Origin of the sequence: Marinobacter sp. SBS5 (genome assembly GCF_048285575.1) — a bacterium.
GTDB lineage: Bacteria > Pseudomonadota > Gammaproteobacteria > Pseudomonadales > Oleiphilaceae > Marinobacter.
In genome coordinates, this window is the sequence record NZ_JBLWAZ010000001.1 from 604102 (window position 1) to 623654 (window position 19553).

Genomic DNA, 19553 nt, shown 5'->3' on the forward strand with positions numbered 1-19553 from the left:
ATGTTGGGGTTGTTGCAGCGAGCATGATAACAGATCGGATCAGAGCAGGGCGCTTTGCTCCGGCTCGGTCAGCAGGCTGCGAATGGGCGCTGGCAGGCCTAGCGCTAGTGCTTCGTCGCGGTGTAGCCAACGCTGGCTTTCTGAATCGGCGACTCTGGCGCTGCCAGATACCGGCAGACGGGCTGGCTGTATGTGCAGGTGATAGTGGCTGAATGTATGGCGAAAGCCACTGATCAGCTCTGGATCGCTGCACACGAGCCCTAATTCCTTTTCGCAGGCTTCCTGTAGCTCTTCAGCACCGTAGGCTGGGTCTAGCTCTGGAAGGCTCCAGAGGCCGCCCCAAATGCCGCTGGGCGGTCGTCTTTCTAGCAGAATGCGGCCTTCGGTATCTTCAAAGATCAGCATCCAGGTGGTTTTTTCCGGCTTCTGCTTTTTCGGCTTGGAACCGGGGTACAGCAGGGTTTGGTCTTCGCCATAGGCGACGCACCCACTGCTGAGGGGGCAGTTGTCGCATTTAGGTTTGCTGCGCGTACACACCATGGCACCCAGATCCATAATGCCTTGGGTGTAGTCACGCACACGGTGGTCAGGTGTGTGGCTTTCGGCGTGCTCCCACAGCTTTTTGAGCACAGCGCTTTGCCCCGGCCAGCCGGGTACGGCGTGGTAGCGGGCCAGAACCCGTTTTACGTTACCGTCCAGAATAGCCGCGCGTTTGCCAAAGGCTTGAGCCAGAATGGCGGCTGCCGTTGAGCGGCCGATGCCGGTGAGCGACTCCAGTGCTTCCTGATCTTGCGGAAACTCACCGTCGAAAGCTTCAACGATTTGCTTGGCCGCTTTGTGCAGGTTGCGGGCCCGGGCATAGTAGCCAAGGCCGGACCAGTGGCTGAGCACTGCATCTTCGGGCGCCGAGGCAAGCGCCTGAACGTCCGGGAAGCTGGCCATGAAAGCTTCAAAGTAGGGGATAACGGTGGCTACCTGGGTTTGCTGAAGCATGATTTCAGAAACCCAGACTCTGTAGGCGTTACGGTCATGATGCCACGGCAGGTTGTGCCTGCCGTGGTTGTCGTACCAGTTGAGCAGTTTGTCGGCGAACGGGTCTGGCATTAGTTGAATAGACCTTTGAGCGCGTCTTTCACTTTGCTGCCTTCTTCGCCCAGCTTTTCTTTGAGCTTTTCGTCGACTTTGTCTTTTGCTTTTTGTTTGACTTCATCCACCTTTTCTTTCGCTTTAGCGCGTGCAGCGTTGGCGGCTATGTCTTTCAAAGTGTCGCGGAAGCGGGAGCCGTCAAAAGAGCAGAGGCCTGCTGAGTCTTCGGCGAAGTTGCCGCGGCACTCGACCGGAATAACTACGTTTTGAACATACTCGGTGGTGCGGCAAGCCTGATCACTGTGGACGTCGCCTACAATGCGTAGCCCTACTTCGTAATCGAGTTTGCTTTGTTCGAGGTCTACAGTGCCATCGCCTTCTAGGCGCATACCGGCTAAGGCGGCGACCAGTTCCGTGTTGTTCAAGGTGTTGCCGTTGATCTTTAGGGTGCCGCGCATGTCATTGAACGGTGTGGTTGTGCCCCAATTCGAAGTAGACAGCTGCTCCTGATTAACCAAAGCGATACCCTGGCAGGCCATGCGGGTCAGGTTCATTTTCCGGAACTCGCCCTCGGCTAGGTTGAAGTTGATCTCACCCTTGGCGTTGTTCCGCAGTGCGGAGATGCGATTGCCGTTTGTGTTTACGGCCAGCTTCAGGTTGGCGCCGCCGGACAGCATGTCCACTTCTGCCAGCTGAGTCAGTAGCGGTAGCGTTTGCACGTTATTGACGTCTGAGCGGATGTTCCACTTCGGGTTGTCGGTACGAGCATCGATCGTGACGTTGGCGCCGAAGGTGCCGTAATAAAGTTTGCCGCTGAATTCGTCGACCTTCAGCAAGCCATCTTTAGCCGTGGTGCTGGCTTTGATTTCGTTGATGGTCAGGTTGCTGACGATCAACTCGCCCAAGCCGAACTTGATGTCCAGAAGCAGCGAGCGCAGGGTTTCCAGCGGCAGCAGATCGGTTTCCGGCTGGTTGGCCGATGCGGTGCCTGCGGTAGAGCTTTCTTCTTTGGATTCAGGTGCCGCGGCAGCGTCTTCCTCGCTGGCGGGAGGCAGGTAGCGGTCTGCGTTCAGCTTGTCGCCTTGTAGGTTGAACATCAGGCCGCCGTTGCTCAGGGTATAGCTGCCGTTACCGTTGAATTTGGTGTCGTCCAAGGTGATCTTCAAATCGCTCAATGCCACCGTGCCGGGCTTGCCGCCAAGGTTGGTAGAAAGTGCGATGGCTTTCAGTACATCTGGATCAGCTGTCTCAATGGCTGGTTGGCCGAGGTTGCTAAGCAGCTTCTTCAAAGAAAACTCTGAAATGGTCACGTTGCCATCTAGGGCCGGCTTGTCACCAAAGCCCTTTACGTTCAGGTTGGTGCTTAGTTTCAGATTGGCCAGGCTGGCGGTGAAATCGCTTAGTGACGCGGTTTCATCTTCAAGGTTGGCCGCCAGAGAGCCGCTCAGTTCCGCCGTGACAGACTTGCCGCCAAACGGTTCGCCGTTCATGTCGAATACGGCTTTGAGGCCAGACATGGTGAATTCGTTCAGGGCCTGATTGGCTTTCAGCTTGGCGCTGATGCTTCCATCTACAGCCAACTTCGGTTGTGCTGTTTCTACCTTAAATTGAATGTCCAACGGGAACTCGGAACCTAAAGTGATGTTGCTGGCCATCACAGAGAAGTCTTCCAGCACAACCGATTGCCCGGTGCTCAGGTCGTTGTAGTGAACACGGGCGTTACTTATTTCAACGTTCTCGACGTTGAAGTTAAGGGCTTCGCCGCCTTCGCTGGTCTCTGCGGTTTCTTCTGAGGCCGCAGGCACTTCTGTGGTATCTGCTTTTTCAGGTTCTTCGGCGCTGGCTGGCTTCTCCGCCATGATTCGCGCCCAGTTGCCTTCGCCTTGCTCGTTCACTTCGAAGTGAGCGTCGAGGCCGTTAAGAACGAAGGTGTTCACTTGAGGTGACATGGCAATCAGTGACCAAAAATCGATCTGGGCGATCAGCTGCTCCAGAGCCACAAAACGCTCACCTTCCAGAGTGGCCTCTACTTTGTTTAGCTCTAGGCCAAGTGGAATGAATGACCAGCCAATATCGCCTTCAAGAATCAGGTCCAGGTTGGTTTGCTTCTCAACGGCCGCCTCAATTTGCGGTTTGTAGTCGTTTGGATTGATGACGGCCACAGCGATAGCAACGGCTGCGACGGCTAGGACGACAAGGCCTATGAGGGCATAGAGCGCGTAGCGGATGACTTTCATTACATGATTTCCTTTTCTTCCCCGGTGGGGAAATTGCCTGATGTATTACGAATGAATTACCCAAAGGATAACGCAGGGTTAGCAAATTAACAGTGCAGGAATATGACAATGCGGTAGTCTTGGTTCAAAATACACCGAAACGTGCCGGGGAAAACGCTCTGTCACGCAAATAAGCATAACAAGGAGTCGGATGTGGCTATCACTGTTTCAATTGAGCTGAACCGTGAACTGGAAATTCAGGCAAGCTATGACGAAGTATTTGACCTGCTGGCAGATGTACCCGAATCCGTCAGTCATTTTCCCAAAGTAGAAAAGCTGGTCGATCTGGGCGATAACACCTATCGCTGGGAAATGGAAAAAGTGGGTGTTGATAAGCATGCCATCCAGTCTATTTATGCCTGTAAGTACTATGCAGACAAAGATGCCGGGAAAATCACCTGGGAGCCCGTTAAGGGCGAAGGCAACGGTGTGGTGAGCGGTTCCTGGGTTATTACCGCCAAAGACGCGAGCACTACGAGCCTGCGCTTCCAGACCAGCGCAGCCTTGACGCTGCCCCTGCCAAGCCTGCTTAAGCTTGCTATCAGCCCTGTCATCAAGCACGAGTTTAATAGCTTGGTTGACACCTACATGAACAACCTGAAAAACGCGTTCTAAGCCTAATCGTAGCGATAGTGCCCATTGCGGGACTCCAGCTGTGTAAATCGGTATAATCCGCAAACATCAAAGTTTTCGGTAGCAAGCCAGTTTTCACAACGGAGTCTCCATGGCTGAACGTAAGGCTCGGGTAGAGCGAAATACCCTTGAAACCCAGATCACGGTTGAGATCAATCTCGACGGTACCGGCAAAGCTCGTTTCGACACAGGCGTGCCTTTTCTCGACCACATGATGGATCAGATCGCCCGCCATGGTTTGATCGACCTGGATATCACCTGCAAAGGCGATACCTACATTGATGACCATCACACAGTGGAAGATATCGGTATCACCTTGGGCCAAGCGTTTAAGCAGGCCGTGGGCGACAAGAAAGGGATTCGCCGCTACGGTCACGCCTACGTGCCGTTGGATGAAGCACTTTCCCGCGTTGTGATCGACCTTTCCGGCCGTCCAGGCCTGTGCATGAACATACCCTACACCCGCGCGGTGGTTGGTGGCTTCGACGTAGACTTGTTTGAAGAATTCTTCCGTGGGTTCGTGAACCACTCCATGACAACTGTACATATCGACAATCTGAAGGGTAAGAACACCCACCACCAGATTGAAACCGTGTACAAAGCATTCGGCCGTGCCCTGCGCATGACGATTGAGATGGACGAGCGCATGGCCGGTATCATGCCGTCTACCAAAGGCGCTCTGTAAACCGGTTGCCAACAGGAATCTGAACTACCATGAAGACCGTCGCCATCATCGACTACGGCATGGGCAACCTGCACTCCGCGCGTAAAGCCGTGGAGCATGTTGCCCCGGATTGCACCGTACTGGTCACCGACAATGCTGCCCAGATACGCGAAGCCGACCGGGTGATCCTGCCCGGCGTTGGAGCGATCCGCGACTGCATGGCTGAAATTCGCCGCTTGGAAGTGGATAAGCTGGTTAAAGAAGTCTCTCAGGACCGCCCCTTTCTGGGCATTTGCGTTGGCATGCAAGCGCTGATGGCCAGAAGTGAAGAAAACGGCGGCGTGGAAGGCATCGGCCTGTTTCCCTCAGAGGTGCGATATTTCGGTGACAACCTGACCGAAAATGGTGAGCGCCTGAAAGTGCCTCATATGGGCTGGAATCAGGTTTACCAAGCCCTTGAGCACCCGTTGTGGCACAACATCCCAGACGGTGACCGCTTCTACTTCGTACACAGCTATTACGCCGAAGCCAACGGCAACGCCCATATGGCAGGTCGCACCCATTACGGTGTGGATCTGGCGGCTGCGGTAGCGAAAGACAACATCTTTGCAGTGCAATTCCACCCCGAGAAAAGTGCTCGGGCGGGGCTGCAGTTGCTGGAAAACTTTACAAATTGGACCGGAAACCGCTGAGCGCGGGCAGGGAACAAGATATGCTGATTATCCCCGCAATTGATCTAAAAGACGGCAAGTGCGTAAGACTGCGCCAAGGCCGCATGGACGACTCCACCGTATTCGGAGACGACCCAGTAGACATGGCTACGAAATGGGTCGAAGCCGGCGCTCGTCGTCTGCACTTGGTAGACCTTAACGGCGCCTTTGCCGGCGAGCCTGTTAATGGTGAAATCGTTAAAGCCATCGCCAAAAAATACCCGGATCTGCCGATTCAGATCGGTGGTGGTATCCGTTCTGCCGAGACCATCGAAGCCTACCTGAAGGCTGGCGTACAGTGGGTCATCATCGGCACCAAGGCGGTTAAAGAACCCGAATTTGTTACAGAAATGTGCAAGCGCTTCCCCGGCCACATCATTGTGGGTTTGGACGCCAAAGACGGCCGCGTTGCAACGGATGGTTGGGCGGAAGTTTCAGAAGTTATGGCGGTTGATCTGGCCAAACGTTTCGCAAACGACGGCGTAGACTCCATCGTATACACCGACATTGCCCGCGACGGCATGATGCAGGGTGTGAACGTTGAAGCTACGGCAGCTCTGGCAGAGCAGGGTGGTATTCCGGTTATCGCATCCGGCGGTGTCACCAACATGGATGACCTCAAGCGCTTGGCAACCGTGGCGGACAAAGGCATTCTGGGTGCTATTACGGGACGTGCCATCTACGAAGGCACGCTGGATGTGGCGGAAGCCCAAGCCTACTGCGACAGCTTGAACAACTGAGGAAGCACCATGGCACTGGCAAAACGCATCATTCCCTGCCTGGATGTCGACAAAGGCCGCGTGGTTAAAGGCGTAAATTTCGTGGATATCCGTGACGCCGGCGACCCCGTCGAAGTAGCACGGCGCTACAACGAACAGGGCGCAGACGAAATCACGTTTCTGGACATCACGGCCAGTCACGAAAGCCGTGACACCACATACGAAACCGTAGAGCGTATGGCGGCGGAAGTATTCATTCCGCTGACTGTAGGTGGTGGCGTTCGTACTGTAGACGACATTCGTAACCTGCTGAACGCCGGTGCCGACAAAGTGTCGATCAACACCGCCGCGGTATTTAACCCGGAGTTCGTGCGCGAAGCTGCGGAGCGCTTTGGCCGCCAGTGCATTGTGGTTGCTATTGATGCTAAACAAGTCAGCGGCGAAGGCGAAGAGCCCCGTTGGGAAATCTTCACCCACGGTGGCCGTAAGCCGACCGGTTTGGATGCCGTTGAATGGGCTGTAAAAATGGTCGAAATGGGTGCGGGTGAGCTGTTGCTGACCAGTATGGACCGTGACGGCACCAAGATCGGTTTCGACCTAGGCTTAACCCGTGCGATCAGTGATGCGGTATCCGTGCCGGTGATTGCCTCCGGCGGGGTAGGTGAACTTCAGCACTTGGCGGATGGCGTTACCCGAGGTGGGGCAGATGCCGTATTGGCGGCGTCTATCTTCCACTTCGGGCAGCACACCATTCCTGAAGCTAAAGCCTTTATGAGAGCTCAGGGCATCGAAGTCCGCGATTAATTGCTCTTGGCGTAAGCAGGTCGAATGGCCTGCTTTTCGCCTTCTGCGAACATCTCCCGATTGTCATTGCGTATCGCCCAAATACCTCTAACCGTAGCAATGGCAATGCCTTGCTCATCCAGTTCCGGTAAATGTTTTTCGAGGTAGTCCACCGTCACTGTGTGCGGGTGGCCAATGCCGATGGCGGTACCTTTCTCTTTGGCGGTTTTGATTAAGAGTTGGAATTGCTGGTCAACAAACGCTTCGGTCTGCTCGTGGTCGAGAAACACGTCCCGGGTCAGGCTGGGGATTTGGTAAGCGCTAGCCACGTTGCCAGCCACAGAGTTGGCGATGGTGCGGCTATCCACAAAATAGACCGGGTATCGGCTCAGTTCTTTCATTACCCAATCCATAGGCTGCATCTGTTGGGTTAACAGGCTGCCCATGTGGTTGTTCACCCCTGTTACGTGGGGGATGGACTGCAATGCGCGACGGAGCGTGGTGGTCACGGTGGCCTCATCCATGTCGGGCGTTATCCCGCCCGGCCCCAGGTCGAAATTTCGGGTGTTGGCCATAGGGGCGTGCAGCATAACCTCTTTATCGTTCGAGTATGCCTCTTTGGCAAGGCGTACGGTGTGGCGACGATAAGGTAGGAATGCCAAGGTCAGCGGCTGGTCCAGTTGCACCAATCGTTGACCTTCATGCAGGTTGTGGCCTACGTCATCAATGATGATGGCGATGGTTGGCGGCAGAGCTTCTCCCGGTGCTGCGCTATGCGCAACACTCGAGCCAAGAGCCAAAACCGCTGCAAGCCACAAGCCACTCAGACGTTTATTCACTGCGTGCTGTCCTTGGAGCCAGACAAAATGCTCATTCCTTTCAACAGATTCAGAGCAGAGCGAAGCTGGTAATCCCGGTTCTCTGAAGACTTTCGTGCTTTCTCATTCTTCTTACGCTCTTGGCGGGCTTTCTCTTCATTCTCGCCTTCCAAGTGACCACTCAAGTCGGCCTCGGTAAAGAACGGACGGCTGTCCAGTTCAGTCAGCTCGGCCGGGCGAACCTCAATGTCCGGAGTGATGCCTTTGGCTTGAATCGAACGGCCATCTGGCGTGAAGTAGCGCGCAGTGGTCATCTTGATCGCATGGGTCTCATCCAGAGGGATGATGGTTTGCACGCTGCCCTTGCCAAAGGATTGGGTGCCCATAACAACAGCCCGTTTGTGATCTTGCAGGGCGCCGGCCAGAATTTCTGAGGCCGAGGCGGAACCACCGTTAATCAGCACGACAATCGGAGTGCCTTCCATCAGATCGCCTTTCTTGGCGCTGAATCTCAGGCGGGAGCTTTGAATACGGCCCTCGGTGTAGACGATCAGGCCGCTATCAAGCAGTGCGTCTGCAGCTTCAACCGCCGCTTGAAGGACGCCGCCCGGGTTGTTGCGCAGGTCAATCACGAGGCCCTTGAGATCCTTACCGTAATCCTCTTCCAGTTTGCTCAGGGCTTGCCTGAACTGGCGGCCGGTTTCAGCCTGGAATTGGGTAATGCGAACGTAGCCATAGCCACTTTCCAGTGTGCGAGATTTAACGCTGGTGACTTTGATGATGTTGCGGGTAACGTCAATCTCGATCGGCGCGTTCAGGCCTTCACGCATGATCGTCAAGGTGAGTACCGTGCCGGGTTTGCCGCGCATCAGGTTGACTGCTTCTTCCAACGACATACCTTTCACCGGCTTTTCGTCGAGCTTGATGATCAAATCACCAGCTTGTACCCCGGCTTTTTGTGCTGGCGTGTCGTCGATGGGGGAGATAACTTTGACGAAGCCGTTCTCCATGCCCACTTCAATACCCAAACCGCCAAACTCTCCGGAGGTGCTTTCTTCAAGTTCTTCGTAGTCTTTCGGGGCGAGGTAGGTCGAGTGAGGGTCCAAGTCGGAGAGCATGCCTTTGATTGCGCTTTCAAGCAGCTTGCTGTCTGACACTTCTTCGACGTAAGCGCCTTTGATGCGGGCGAATACTTCTGTGAACTTGCGCAGGTCTTCCAGCGGAAGCTGCTTTTCCGGGTCCGGTAGTTTGAGTTCAACCCGCTGCCCGTCCTGCAGACCTTGGATCACCTGATGAGGCTGGGTGTCGTTGTCTTGAGCAAGCGCCAGTCCAGGAGCAGTGAAAAAACAGGTGGCCACGAGTGCTAGAGAACGTAATGGTGAAAACTGGAGAGAGCTTGGGACCCGTTTCATTCACATATCCTGTTTTGTTTCCAATAGTTGGACGGGAAAGTTGATTGCCACAGTATGGCGCTCACAAGAAGGTTTGTCAGCCCTTCAGTTCTCAGCTTAAAGTTTGTTCAGCCAGGTACGCGGATTCACTGGTTTGCCGTTCTTGCGCACTTCAAAATAGAGCGCTGGATCTTGGGTGCCTCCGGTGCGGCCAGACAAGGCAATGGTTTGACCGGGTGTAACCCAATCGCCCGGAGTGGTAAACAGGCTGCTGCTATGGCCGTATAGCGTCATGTAGCCATCGCCGTGATCTATGATGGTCATCAGGCCAAAGCCACGAAGCCAGTTGGCAAAGACAACCCGGCCATGGTGTACCGCGGTTACCTCGGCCTCTTCCTGAGTGTTAATGATCATGCCGTTTCGGCGCAGCTTGCCGTCTGCGTACAGGGCACCGTATTGGCTGACCACTTTCCCCTGTACCGGCCAGCCAAGTTTGCTGCGTTGTGATTTGAAGGGGCGCGACTCGTTGGGAGAGGGAATATTGGCAATGGCTTGCTGAACTTCCTCAAGCAGCTTTTCGAGCCGTTGTTGGTCGGCTTCTAGGCTCTTCTTTTCATTTCGGCGATCTTTGATGTCGCTCTTCAAAGCGACCAACGTTTTGTTTCGCTCTTTTCGGCTCTCGGCCAAGCGGCTTTGGCGCTGCTCCAGACCTGCTTCGGTCTTGGCCAATTCTACCCGTGTCGCCTGCACTTCAGCGCGGGCTGCTTTTAATTCGCGGAGACTTTTCTGAAAGGCTTCCAGCCGCTCGACGGTATCTTTGCTCAGATACTCGTAATAGGTCATGGTACGGGCGAGATTGCCCGGTTCGGTTTCGTTCAGCAGAATTTTCAGGGCGGGAGCCTCGCCTTCCCTCCAGGCGGCCCGTATTTGTTTCATCAGGCTTTGGCGCTGAACGTTCAGGGTGTTGGCGAGTTCGTGCTCTTGTTTTTTCAGCTTTTGCAGGCGGCTCTTCTGCTCGGCAGCCTGATTACGGAGCTCTCGGCGCTCCCGTGTGAGCTTGCTGATGTTTCGCTCGGTAGCGGCGAGCTGTTGTTCCAGCTTTGAGCGGTCTTCTTCCGCATCGGCCAGCCACTCGTCGATGTTGGCGATGCGCTTCTTCAGCGCATCAACCTGTTCGGGCGTGACGTCTTGCTCGGCATGCAGCGGTGCAGCCCCCAAGGAGAGGGCCAGCGCCAAGGCAATAAGACGTTTCAAAATACTCGCCGTTATAGCGATCAGCCTATTTCAGCCAGATTTTGGCCGGTCATCTCTTCCGGCGCTTTATCACCCATCAGTGTCAGCAGCGTAGGTGCGATGTCGCTCAGGCTGCCGTTGTCTTTCAGAGTGATGGCGCGTGGGCCGGTATAAACCAAAGGTACGGGGCCAATGGTGTGAGAGGTGTGTACCTGGCCCGAGCTTGGGTCGGTCATCTGTTCGCAGTTGCCGTGGTCGGCTGTGATGAGTGCTTCACCGCCCACTTCGTCCAGCGCTTCAACTACCCGCTGAACACACTGGTCGAGGCACTCGGCCGCTTTGATGGCGGCGTCCAGTTTTCCTGTGTGGCCAACCATGTCGCCGTTGGCGTAGTTGCAGACGATCAGATCGTACTTACCGCTCTTGATGGCTTCTACCAGCTTGTCTGTGACCTCCGGAGCGCTCATCTCAGGTTGCAGGTCGTAGGTGGCGACTTTCGGAGACGGCACCAGAATGCGATCCTCACCTTTGAATGGAGTTTCCATGCCGCCATTGAAGAAGAAGGTAACGTGCGCGTATTTCTCGGTTTCGGAGATGCGCAGCTGGGTTTTGCCCAGTTTTGCCATGTACTCGCCCAAGCCGTTGCTTAACTGCTCGGGTGGGTAGGCGCAAGAGGTTTTAATGTCAGCGGCATATTCGGTCAGCATGACGAAATCGGCCAGTTCCGGGTGCTTGCGGCGATCGAATCCGTCGAAATCCGACTCTACGAAGGTGCGGGTCATTTCCCGAGCACGGTCGGCGCGGAAGTTCATGAACAGAACGGCGTCACCGTCGTTGATAGTGCCTTCCGCTTGGCCGTCTTTATGAATGCGGGTGGCTTTCACAAACTCGTCGTTCTCACCGCGCTCGTAGGCCTGCTCCAGTGCGGTGACTGGGTCGGCACAAGTGAACTCGGCTTCGCCGAGAGTCATCACATTGTAAGCAGTTTCTACGCGATCCCAGCGGTTATCGCGGTCCATCGCAAAGTAGCGTCCGACGATGCTGGCAACGCGGCCAACGCCCAGGCTTTCCATCTTGGCAGCGGCTTTTTCCAGCGAAGGGCGGGCGCTGCGTGGCGGCATGTCGCGGCCATCGAGGAACGCGTGGATATACACTTCTTTCGCACCGCGCGCGGCAGCCAGTTCAGCGGCAGCCAGAATATGGTCTTCGTGGCTGTGTACGCCGCCGGGAGACAGCAGGCCCATAATGTGTACGGCTTTGCCGTTGTTGGCGGCTTTGTCGATGGCGCTGCACAGGGCGGGGTTGTTTTGGAACTCGCCGTCTTCAAGGTCTTTATCGATGCGCGTCAGGCTCTGATACACCACTCGGCCAGCGCCAAGGTTCATGTGGCCGACTTCCGAGTTGCCCATCTGGCCTTGTGGCAGGCCGACAAACATACCTGAGGTGTTGATCAGGGTTTTCGGCTGGTTCTGCCAGAGCTTGTCCCAAAACGGGGTGTTGGCGTTCGAGATGGCGTTGTCATCAGCCGGGTCACGGTGGCCCCAGCCGTCGAGGATAATCAGTGCAGTGGGCTTGCGCGTCGCGGTCATCGTATTGTCCGGTTAGTTGTAGAATTAACGAATAAAAAGTGGGGTAGATTGTAACCGTTTTCATTTGTGCAGGCCACGCGGTAACGCTCAGGGTTGCCCGCCTTCTTTGAGCGGGTGTGGGTGTGTATAATCCGGCCAAACTAATTTTCAGGGTAGCGCTCCATGGATCGTTTGTTTGAATTTGTTGTTAATCACTACATTCTGGTGTCAATTTTTGTCGCGCTGATTCTGGCGATTCTGGTTCTTGAATCTCGTCGCGGTGGCGCAAAAATTTCTGCGCAGGGCGCGGTTAGTTTGATTAACCGGGATGAAGCCGTGGTACTGGACATTCGTGACCGCAAAGACTTTGGCGAAGGGCGCATTACCGGTGCGATCAACATTCCCTTGAGTGGCTTGAAAGATCGTTTGAACGAACTGAACAAGCACAAGGAAAAGCAGATTGTGGTGGTGGACAAGATGGGCCAGCACTCTGCAATGGCGGTCAAACAACTTAAAGAAGCCGGGTTTTCAGAAGTTGTGCGCTTGAACGGCGGCATTGCCGACTGGAAAGCCAGCAACTTGCCCTTGGTTAAGAAGTAATAGGGCTTGATCTGATCGGCGATCTATCGCACTGTTTCACATTACTTGTCCGGGGCAGGCAGTAGACTGTTCCGGCAAAGCGTGACTAGGACAATGGGCTCTGCCCATGCTACGAAATAAAAACGAAAGGACGGATCATGGCTGAGAATCAGCAAGCCGCAGGCAATGAAAACCAGAATCAACCCCAGTTTGCCCTTCAGCGTATTTATGTGAAGGACCTCTCTTTTGAATCACCGAATGCACCGATGGTGTTTCAGGAGCAGTGGAAGCCGCAGGTAAACTTGGACCTGAATACCGCTCACACCAAAGTCAGCGACAATCAGTATGAAGTGGTACTGTCGATGACCGTGACAGCCAAGCTGGACGAGAAGGTTGCTTACATCGTTGAGATTCAGCAGGCCGGTGTCTTCATGGTGGCCGGTATTGAAGGGCCTCAGCTGGGTCAGATGCTGGGTGCTTACTGCCCGACGATTCTGTTCCCTTATGCGCGTGAAGCCATTGATGGTGCTGTGGGTAAAGGCAGCTTCCCGGCCTTGATGCTGGCGCCGGTAAACTTTGATGCCATCTACGCACAGGCGTTGAAGAAGAAGCAGGAAGAAACGGCCGGTGAGGCCGGTGCAGAACAAACGCACTAAGCGTTGTGCACTTCCTAACTAAAAAAACCGGCTTAAGCCGGTTTTTTTATGTCTGCTCGAAACACTCAGCTTGCGCCGGGAAACCCCAGCTGACGCCAGGCTTCGTACACGACCAGAGCCGCCGTGTTGGACAGGTTCAAGCTGCGACTCTCAGGCTGCATAGGAACCCGAAGCCGATGGCTTTCTTCGAGGCCTTCACGGACATCCACCGGTAAGCCGCGAGTCTCGGGGCCGAACATCAGGTAGTCACCGTCCTGATAGGCTACCTCATGGTAATGGCGAGTACCTTTAGTCGTAAGCCCGAACAGCCGCTCAGGGCGCTCAGCCTCCAGAAAGCTTTCGTAATCCTTGTGGATCTTTACCGTGGCGTATTCGCTGTAGTCTAACCCGGCCCGGCGCATCTGCTTGTCTTCGAGGGAAAACCCCAAAGGCTCGATCAGATGCAGCTGGCAGCCGGTGTTGGCGCAGAGCCGGATAATATTGCCGGTGTTCGGCGGTATTTCCGGCTCATACAAAACAACGTGTAACACCCGTCTTAGCGCTCTACAGCCAGGGCAACGCCCAAGCCGCCGCCAATGCACAGCGTGGCCAGACCTTTCTTGGCGTTACGGCGCTGCATTTCGTGCAGCAGGGTAACCAGGATCCGGCAGCCGGAGGCGCCAATTGGGTGGCCGAGGGCTATGGCGCCACCGTTTACGTTGACCTTGCTGGTATCCCAGCCCATATCGCGGTTAACGGAAATCGCTTGCGCCGCAAACGCTTCGTTGGCTTCGACCAGATCAAGGTCGGCCGCTGTCCAGCCGGCACGCTCCAGGCAACGCTGGCTGGCAGGGATTGGGCCGGTGCCCATAATAGTAGGGTCAACGCCGGCATTGGCGTGGGCTTTAATGGTGGCCAGCGGCGTCAAGCCCAGTTCTTTGGCTTTCTCGGCACTGCATACCATGACGGCGGCGGCGCCATCGTTCAGCGAAGACGCATTGCCGGCAGTGACCGAGCCGTCTTTCTTGAACGCTGGGCGTAGTTTGGCGAGACCTTCGGCGGATACACCATCTCGAGGGCATTCATCTTTATCAACAACGATCGGGTCACCCTTGCGCTGCGGTATGCTGACCGGAACGATCTGGCCGTCAAAGCGTCCGTCGTTCTGGGCGGCGACGGCTTTTTGCTGGGAAGCCGCGGCGAATTCATCTTGCTCTTCACGGCTGATGCCGTACTTCTCAACAATGTTCTCGGCGGTGATGCCCATGTGGTAATCGTTAAAGGCATCCCAAAGGCCGTCGTTGATCATGGTATCGACCATGTTCCAGTTGCCCATGCGCTGACCGTTACGGCTGTTGGGCAGTACGTGGGGAGCCTGACTCATGTTTTCCTGACCACCGGCAATGATGATGTCAGCATCGCCGCAGCGGATGGACTGAACTGCCATGTGAACCGCCTTCAAGCCAGAGCCGCAGACCTTGTTGATGGTCATGGCCGGTACCGATACTGGAAGCCCGGCATGGATGCTGGCTTGGCGGGCTGGGTTCTGGCCGCTGCCGGCAGTCAGGACCTGCCCGAGGATGACTTCGCTGATTTGCTCGCCGGCAACGCCGGTGTCTTCCATCAGGGCTTTGATGACAGCCGCGCCGAGTTGGTCAGCACGAACGCTCGACAGGCCACCACCAAAACTGCCGATGGCGGTACGTTTTGCGGCAACAATGACAACATCACGCATGGAAACTCTCCGTTGTATAGATGCAGGTTCAGCCGGTCGGCTGCCCGGGAATGAAAAGTATTGGCAGGTATTGTAGCGGGAAAGCCCGAGTGCGCCAAAACCACCAAAGTCGAGTTATGGCGCCACGGCCTGCGTGATCCGGACAAGCCGCTCGTTGCGAATGGCGTTTCCCAGCTCTTTGCCCTTGAATCCTTGCTTCAGCAGATCTTGCGGGCTAACACCCTTCGCGGAGTCGGCCGCGATGTTCAGTGGCTCCACATGCGCTTGATGGGATGTGCAGGCAAGGGTAGCTAATAGCTGATCGAAGCGCTCAGGCCGGCGCCACAGGTCTGCTTGGTCAAACATGTCCAGCACGGCTTCAGGGGGTAGGGCGCCGTCGTTGTGTTGTGAAAGCCAGCCGGCGAACAAGCAAACAAGCCGGGTGAGATCCCGACAGTCGTTCGGACTTTTCATGGCCTTTGCTCTGGCGCTGGCCTCTGGCTCAGGTAGGCCGCTTAGCAACGCCGCAAATCGCTGGGCGGTCGTGCTGTTTTGGGCGCTTATGCACTGCAAAGCCTTAAGGCCTGACTCGAAGCGTTCGGAGTCGGCCAGTTCGGGTGCCAGAAAGCTCAGAGCACCCAGCTCGTGCAGTACCTGAAAAAAGACATTGGGAGACTTTTCGTGCAGCGCACGCTGAACTTCCTGCCACACGCGTTCCGGCACCAGATGCTCTAGCTCACCGCTGCGGATCATGTCTCTCATCAGTGCCGTGGTGTCCGGGCAGATGGTGAAACCTAGTGGGTGAAAACGGGCGGCGAAACGGGCAGTTCTCAAAATGCGCAGTGGGTCTTCGGCGAAAGCCTCAGAGACGTGCCGAAGGGTTTTCTGTTCCAGATCGGCTAGGCCATTGAATGGGTCAACCAAAGTGCCATCTTCGCGCTCAGCCATGGCGTTAATAGTCAGGTCACGGCGTAACAGGTCTTCTTCAAGTGTGACGTCTGGGGCGCTGTAAACGGTAAAGCCGTGGTAGCCGTGGCCTTGTTTTCTCTCTGTGCGGGCAAGGGCGTACTCTTCTCCGGTTTTGGGGTGCAGAAAGACCGGAAAATCAGCTCCCACCTGACGGTAGCCTTTTTGTGTCATGGCTTCCGGCGTGGCGCCGACCACAACCCAGTCGCGATCTTTGACCGGAATGCCCAGTCGTCTATCGCGCACCGCGCCGCCCACAAGGTAGATTTCCATGTTGTTCGCCCTGGTTGGTATTAGGTGCCGTATTTGGCTGAAATCGTAGGCGGGATTATCGGCGCGTTAGGGAAGTGACGCAAATCGGAGGGAGGGGAACACGTTCGGGGGCAGGTTGCGTGCCCCCGAAGTGATCAAAGGTTGCTTAGAAGGCAGCGCCAAGCTCGATAGCGGCACCTACATCAGCGCTGCTGTACAGTGCGCCTAGATCCAGGCGAGCGCCCAGTACGTTCAGGCCAAAGCCGGCGGTGAACTGGGTGGTCTCTTCAATGCCATCGTTGTCGCTGTTGCTGGCCAGGTTGTGACGAACGCCTGCGCGCAACTGGGCGTAACGCCAGACATCAAATTCAGCACCAACAGCCAGCCACTGGGTGTCGTCTTCGTAACCGAAGGCTTCTTTTTTGGTCAGGTCCAGCTCGGCGGTGACGACATGGAAGCTGCCTTTATGGGCTATGCCGGCGGTGAGCATGGGGTTGAGCTCCAGTGTGTATTTGTCTTCCAGCGCGGGACGGCTTTGTGCCGAGTCCAGTTCCATTGGGATCAGGTTTTTCACCACGACTCCTGCGTTCCATTCCTGATTTTCACCGAAGGCGTAAGCCACGCCGACGTCTACGTTGAAACCGCTTTTTTCGGTTTGGTAATCGTCACCGTCGAATTCGTCGTCTTCAAAGCCGGAAACGGTTTCTGTGTATTGGAAGGTGCGCAGCTCAACATATTTCGGGGTTATGCCTAGCTGAAAGCTTTCGCCGTTGTTTAGTTGGAAGGTTTTGGCAATGCTGACCCCAGCTTCAACAACTGCAGAGGCGAGGATTCGGCCGCGGGAGTCAAACTCGATCTCGCCGCCATCCTCGGCTTCACGTTTCTCCACCTCAGCTTTCACTTGTGCGGCAGAGGAAGCACCTGAATTGGCTGCGTTTACAAGGGCTTCGAGGAAGTTTTTGTCGTTGGATGAAAGTTCACCTCGAACGGTGGCCGTAAGGTTTGCATTGGTCATGAAACCGACCGAAATCGTGCTGCCCGGGACTGCTAGCCCCAACCCAAGCCCTGCGTTTATGCGCACAGTGTCTTTATCGAAATTTACCAGTCGGTCTCGAAGGTCTCCTGCTGTGGTTCCAATAGCTTGTGCGTTCTCATTGTTCACATTGCTTTCGAGTGCAGCGACATCTTGTTCAAACTGATCAATAACATCTTGAATATCGTCAATTTGATCGATGGTTTCTTCTTCGTCTGCCGCGCGAACGTTAAAGGACGGCAGCATCAATCCAAAATCATCCGCCCAGTCGTGTTGCTGTGACGCCATCATGGCCGGATTGGTGCCCGGCGCGGCAGACGGCGAAGCTACGGCGACGCCGGTTCCGGCCATGGCAAAGGAGCGTGACGACATGAAGGCTTGGGGACTGGCCAGTGCGGAGGTGGTCGCGATGGACAGGCCGATGGCCAGGGAGAGTTTGTTAAAGCGTGTAGCGTTCATGTGGAGCCTGCTTGTGTATGTTGTTTAGGGGGCCGTGGTAATAAGGAGATTAGGCTAGGTGTTCGCGATAAACAGCTGGCAAGTCGTAACGGTTTGTTCCTGATTCGTAAACTAAGGCAAAATCTTGCCGTTTTGTTGACTGGAAAGTTTAGTTTTATTTGAACGGCTTTTCTAATCATATAGTTATCTATGATGGCGTGATTTTTTCATGGTTATGAGAAACCTGTTTTCCGGAGACAAGATAATGACACTGAGATGGCGCTTTCTGTCCGTGTTGCTGGCCATGCTGTTCGTTGGCTGTGCAACCGGAGGTAAGCAAGATGCCTCGGATGAGTTCGAGTCAATGGTGGTCGAGGTGAGTGGTTTTGGTGTTTACGGGCAAGCTCAGCAAGGCCGTTCAAACCCTCAGCAGCGGTTGATGGCGCTCAGAGCTTCGAAGCTGGATGCCTATCGCAATCTGGCGGAGCGAGTATACGGCACGGTTATCTATGGTCATTCGACGGTGAATGAATTTGCGCTGAAGGACGATAGCTTCCGCGCATACGTGGACAGCTACATTCGTGGGGCCCGCACGTTGTCCGTAAAAGAGCATCCCGGTGGTGTGGTTGAAACCGTTATGGAGTTGAAGCTTGAAACACGGTTTCTGAAGTGCGCGTCTCAAGTGGATGATGATCAAGTGCGGGATGTCTGCGCAACCCCGATGCCCAGTCATTACGAGCCGACAAACGACGTGGCAACCAAGAAGGCGGAAGGTAAAAAAATTGATTCACTTTACTATCTGGATTAAGCCGGCTGCGCGTCGGCAGGCTTTGGGAACGTTATGACTCGCATCGTGTTTTTGTGTTTGATGGTGATCTGCTCGGGTTGGGCGGGCGCGACGGTACTTGAGGGTGTTGGTCATGCCAACATTCGCGAGGATAACCTGGATCAGGCCCGTGCCGAAGCCCGGCAAGCAGCGATGCGAGACTTGGCGCTGCAATATCAGACGCGAATCAGCACTCAGGATACTGTGGAAAACGGGCAGCTTACTGAATCCAAAACCGAGCTGTCGTCGAATGTGGAACTCAGTAACGCGACCATCGTCGATGAGTATCGCCGTGGAAACTTGTTGCGAGTGGTCGTCCGTGCCGAACTTTCCGATAAAACCGTAGGCGGTGGTGCCACCTGCCAGGCTGGAGAGGCATCGGGGTTGCGTAAACGTGTTGCGGTGACAGGCTTTCCGATTGTAATGCCGTCTCAAGGTGGTGACCCTGGGCTGGATGATGCGGGTGAGCAATTGCCCCAAGCGTTGGTCGCGCGAATGCAAAAGCAGGGCACGCTTCAGGTGCTCGGTGCCACCTCGCTTCGTTTGTTCAGCAATTTACCGGATGCGCCGACAACACAATCCAATATGGCCAGCAACCATTTGACCAATGTGGTGCAGTTGGCTCGCGAGCTTGGTGCCCAGTTTGTCGTGTCGGGTGTGATTCGCGATATGGGACTGTCGGATCCCGACGCATGGGGAAGTTCGGTCTTTGAAAAAATGCAGCGAGGGCTGGGGTTTGGTGATAAGACTCGGCGCTTCGAAGCAGAGGTGATGGTGTTTGACGGTTTCAGTGGCTCGCCTGTATTCCGTAAACGTTTCGAAACCGTTGCCAATTGGAGCCCAAGCGGTCGTGGCACGGCAGGCTTTGCGTCTGCCGGGTTCGAGAAAAGCGAGTGGGGGGCCGCAGTTTCGGGCGTGATCGATGAGATGGCGGCAACTGTCAGCAGTGCTTTGAACTGTCAGCCCTTTATGGCTCGCATTACCCGTGTGGTTGATGACAAGGTCACGTTGGCATCCGGTGCTACCGCGGGCTTGCGCCCCGGCGACGAACTCAGCATCTATCGCAGTCAGCGTTATTTCGATTCACTGGGGGGGACGCCAGAACTTGCTGATGCAGGGGTGACGATCACGCTGGACAGTGTTCACCCGGACTTCAGTACCGGTAGCCTCGGGACTACCGGGAGTCAGATCAATGTGCAGCGGGATGATCTGGCGATCATCTGGTGATC

General features: G+C 55.4%; 19 protein-coding genes. 9 read left to right on the top strand and 10 right to left on the bottom strand.

Going from position 1 to position 19553, the window contains the following annotated elements; translation table 11 throughout:
* Positions 1-39: 39 nt before the first annotated feature.
* Both mutY and ACNQ6O_RS02845 read right to left on the bottom strand, forming a co-directional pair.
* Positions 40-1104 carry an A/G-specific adenine glycosylase gene (mutY, locus tag ACNQ6O_RS02840; RefSeq protein ID WP_418051726.1) on the bottom strand — a complete coding sequence of 355 codons (1065 nt, stop codon included), beginning with the start codon at positions 1102-1104 and terminating at the stop codon, positions 40-42.
* Positions 1104-3323: an AsmA family protein gene (locus ACNQ6O_RS02845; RefSeq protein WP_418051727.1), complete on the bottom strand. Its 2220-nt coding sequence runs from the start codon at positions 3321-3323 to the stop codon at positions 1104-1106. The genes mutY and ACNQ6O_RS02845 overlap by 1 nt, the downstream gene beginning before the upstream one ends.
* A gap of 192 nt (positions 3324-3515) precedes the next feature.
* Here ACNQ6O_RS02845 and ACNQ6O_RS02850 point away from each other — a divergent pair, with 192 nt between their 5' ends.
* The 5 genes from ACNQ6O_RS02850 to hisF all read left to right on the top strand — a co-directional run bounded on the left by ACNQ6O_RS02850 (position 3516) and on the right by hisF (position 6892).
* Positions 3516-3977 (top strand): SRPBCC family protein, encoded by a 462-nt coding sequence (locus ACNQ6O_RS02850; RefSeq protein WP_418051728.1) that lies wholly within the window; start codon positions 3516-3518, stop codon positions 3975-3977.
* 109 nt (positions 3978-4086) lie between these two features.
* A complete protein-coding gene (hisB, locus tag ACNQ6O_RS02855) occupies positions 4087-4680 on the top strand; it encodes an imidazoleglycerol-phosphate dehydratase HisB (protein ID WP_114334469.1) in 594 nt (197 codons plus the stop codon).
* Between the two features lie 29 nt (positions 4681-4709).
* Positions 4710-5351, top strand: a complete 642-nt coding sequence (hisH, locus tag ACNQ6O_RS02860; protein WP_418051729.1) for an imidazole glycerol phosphate synthase subunit HisH — start codon at positions 4710-4712, stop codon at positions 5349-5351.
* Between the two features lie 20 nt (positions 5352-5371).
* Complete coding sequence (hisA, locus tag ACNQ6O_RS02865) at positions 5372-6109, top strand: 1-(5-phosphoribosyl)-5-[(5-phosphoribosylamino)methylideneamino]imidazole-4-carboxamide isomerase (RefSeq protein ID WP_323751740.1); 738 nt, start codon at positions 5372-5374, stop codon at positions 6107-6109.
* Positions 6110-6118: 9 nt separating this feature from the next.
* On the top strand, positions 6119-6892 hold the full coding sequence (gene hisF / locus ACNQ6O_RS02870) for an imidazole glycerol phosphate synthase subunit HisF (RefSeq protein ID WP_418051730.1): 774 nt from the start codon (positions 6119-6121) through the stop codon (positions 6890-6892).
* On the opposite strand, the gene ACNQ6O_RS02875 is transcribed toward hisF, so the two are convergent.
* From ACNQ6O_RS02875 to gpmM, 4 genes are all read right to left on the bottom strand, one after another.
* A complete protein-coding gene (locus ACNQ6O_RS02875; RefSeq protein ID WP_418052260.1) occupies positions 6889-7671 on the bottom strand; it encodes a divergent polysaccharide deacetylase family protein in 783 nt (260 codons plus the stop codon). The genes hisF and ACNQ6O_RS02875 overlap by 4 nt on opposite strands.
* Positions 7672-7706: 35 nt before the next feature.
* Positions 7707-9101 (bottom strand): S41 family peptidase, encoded by a 1395-nt coding sequence (locus ACNQ6O_RS02880; protein ID WP_418051731.1) that lies wholly within the window; start codon positions 9099-9101, stop codon positions 7707-7709.
* A 96-nt stretch (positions 9102-9197) separates the two neighbouring features.
* A complete protein-coding gene (locus ACNQ6O_RS02885; protein WP_418051732.1) occupies positions 9198-10334 on the bottom strand; it encodes a murein hydrolase activator EnvC family protein in 1137 nt (378 codons plus the stop codon).
* A gap of 20 nt (positions 10335-10354) precedes the next feature.
* Complete coding sequence (gene gpmM, locus ACNQ6O_RS02890) at positions 10355-11902, bottom strand: 2,3-bisphosphoglycerate-independent phosphoglycerate mutase (protein ID WP_418051733.1); 1548 nt, start codon at positions 11900-11902, stop codon at positions 10355-10357.
* A gap of 162 nt (positions 11903-12064) precedes the next feature.
* Here gpmM and ACNQ6O_RS02895 point away from each other — a divergent pair, with 162 nt between their 5' ends.
* The gene (locus ACNQ6O_RS02895) at positions 12065-12481 is read left to right on the top strand and encodes a rhodanese-like domain-containing protein (protein WP_418051734.1); all 417 of its coding nucleotides are present in this window, start codon (positions 12065-12067) and stop codon (positions 12479-12481) included.
* Positions 12482-12618: 137 nt separating this feature from the next.
* Entirely contained in the window at positions 12619-13116 is a 498-nt protein-coding gene (gene secB, locus ACNQ6O_RS02900) for a protein-export chaperone SecB (RefSeq protein ID WP_418051735.1), read from the top strand.
* Between the two features lie 65 nt (positions 13117-13181).
* On the opposite strand, the gene trmL is transcribed toward secB, so the two are convergent.
* The 4 genes from trmL to traF form a co-directional block, all read right to left on the bottom strand.
* Complete coding sequence (gene trmL / locus ACNQ6O_RS02905) at positions 13182-13646, bottom strand: tRNA (uridine(34)/cytosine(34)/5-carboxymethylaminomethyluridine(34)-2'-O)-methyltransferase TrmL (protein WP_418051736.1); 465 nt, start codon at positions 13644-13646, stop codon at positions 13182-13184.
* Positions 13647-13651: 5 nt separating this feature from the next.
* Complete coding sequence (locus ACNQ6O_RS02910) at positions 13652-14830, bottom strand: acetyl-CoA C-acetyltransferase (protein WP_418051737.1); 1179 nt, start codon at positions 14828-14830, stop codon at positions 13652-13654.
* Between the two features lie 114 nt (positions 14831-14944).
* Positions 14945-16048 carry a multifunctional CCA tRNA nucleotidyl transferase/2'3'-cyclic phosphodiesterase/2'nucleotidase/phosphatase gene (locus tag ACNQ6O_RS02915; RefSeq protein ID WP_418051738.1) on the bottom strand — a complete coding sequence of 368 codons (1104 nt, stop codon included), beginning with the start codon at positions 16046-16048 and terminating at the stop codon, positions 14945-14947.
* 145 nt (positions 16049-16193) lie between these two features.
* Positions 16194-17519 carry a conjugal transfer protein TraF gene (traF, locus tag ACNQ6O_RS02920; protein ID WP_418051739.1) on the bottom strand — a complete coding sequence of 442 codons (1326 nt, stop codon included), beginning with the start codon at positions 17517-17519 and terminating at the stop codon, positions 16194-16196.
* Positions 17520-17763: 244 nt separating this feature from the next.
* Between traF and ACNQ6O_RS02925 the strand changes: the two genes are divergently transcribed.
* Both ACNQ6O_RS02925 and ACNQ6O_RS02930 read left to right on the top strand, forming a co-directional pair.
* Positions 17764-18306 (top strand): LPP20 family lipoprotein, encoded by a 543-nt coding sequence (locus ACNQ6O_RS02925; RefSeq protein ID WP_418051740.1) that lies wholly within the window; start codon positions 17764-17766, stop codon positions 18304-18306.
* A gap of 33 nt (positions 18307-18339) precedes the next feature.
* The gene (locus tag ACNQ6O_RS02930; protein WP_418051741.1) at positions 18340-19551 is read left to right on the top strand and encodes a flagellar assembly protein T N-terminal domain-containing protein; all 1212 of its coding nucleotides are present in this window, start codon (positions 18340-18342) and stop codon (positions 19549-19551) included.
* Positions 19552-19553 lie beyond the last annotated feature (2 nt).

What these genes read in the sequence shown, in the direction of transcription:
- mutY (WP_418051726.1), bottom strand. Translation starts at nt 1,104, where the DNA reads ATGCCAGACCCGTTCGCCGACAAACTGCTCAACTGGTACGACAACCAC.
- ACNQ6O_RS02845 (WP_418051727.1), bottom strand. Translation starts at nt 3,323, where the DNA reads ATGAAAGTCATCCGCTACGCGCTCTATGCCCTCATAGGCCTTGTCGTC.
- hisB (WP_114334469.1), top strand. Translation starts at nt 4,087, where the DNA reads ATGGCTGAACGTAAGGCTCGGGTAGAGCGAAATACCCTTGAAACCCAG.
- hisH (WP_418051729.1), top strand. Translation starts at nt 4,710, where the DNA reads ATGAAGACCGTCGCCATCATCGACTACGGCATGGGCAACCTGCACTCC.
- hisA (WP_323751740.1), top strand. Translation starts at nt 5,372, where the DNA reads ATGCTGATTATCCCCGCAATTGATCTAAAAGACGGCAAGTGCGTAAGA.
- hisF (WP_418051730.1), top strand. Translation starts at nt 6,119, where the DNA reads ATGGCACTGGCAAAACGCATCATTCCCTGCCTGGATGTCGACAAAGGC.
- ACNQ6O_RS02880 (WP_418051731.1), bottom strand. Translation starts at nt 9,101, where the DNA reads ATGAAACGGGTCCCAAGCTCTCTCCAGTTTTCACCATTACGTTCTCTA.
- gpmM (WP_418051733.1), bottom strand. Translation starts at nt 11,902, where the DNA reads ATGACCGCGACGCGCAAGCCCACTGCACTGATTATCCTCGACGGCTGG.
- ACNQ6O_RS02895 (WP_418051734.1), top strand. Translation starts at nt 12,065, where the DNA reads ATGGATCGTTTGTTTGAATTTGTTGTTAATCACTACATTCTGGTGTCA.
- secB (WP_418051735.1), top strand. Translation starts at nt 12,619, where the DNA reads ATGGCTGAGAATCAGCAAGCCGCAGGCAATGAAAACCAGAATCAACCC.
- ACNQ6O_RS02910 (WP_418051737.1), bottom strand. Translation starts at nt 14,830, where the DNA reads ATGCGTGATGTTGTCATTGTTGCCGCAAAACGTACCGCCATCGGCAGT.
- ACNQ6O_RS02915 (WP_418051738.1), bottom strand. Translation starts at nt 16,048, where the DNA reads ATGGAAATCTACCTTGTGGGCGGCGCGGTGCGCGATAGACGACTGGGC.
- traF (WP_418051739.1), bottom strand. Translation starts at nt 17,519, where the DNA reads ATGAACGCTACACGCTTTAACAAACTCTCCCTGGCCATCGGCCTGTCC.
- ACNQ6O_RS02925 (WP_418051740.1), top strand. Translation starts at nt 17,764, where the DNA reads ATGACACTGAGATGGCGCTTTCTGTCCGTGTTGCTGGCCATGCTGTTC.
- ACNQ6O_RS02930 (WP_418051741.1), top strand. Translation starts at nt 18,340, where the DNA reads ATGACTCGCATCGTGTTTTTGTGTTTGATGGTGATCTGCTCGGGTTGG.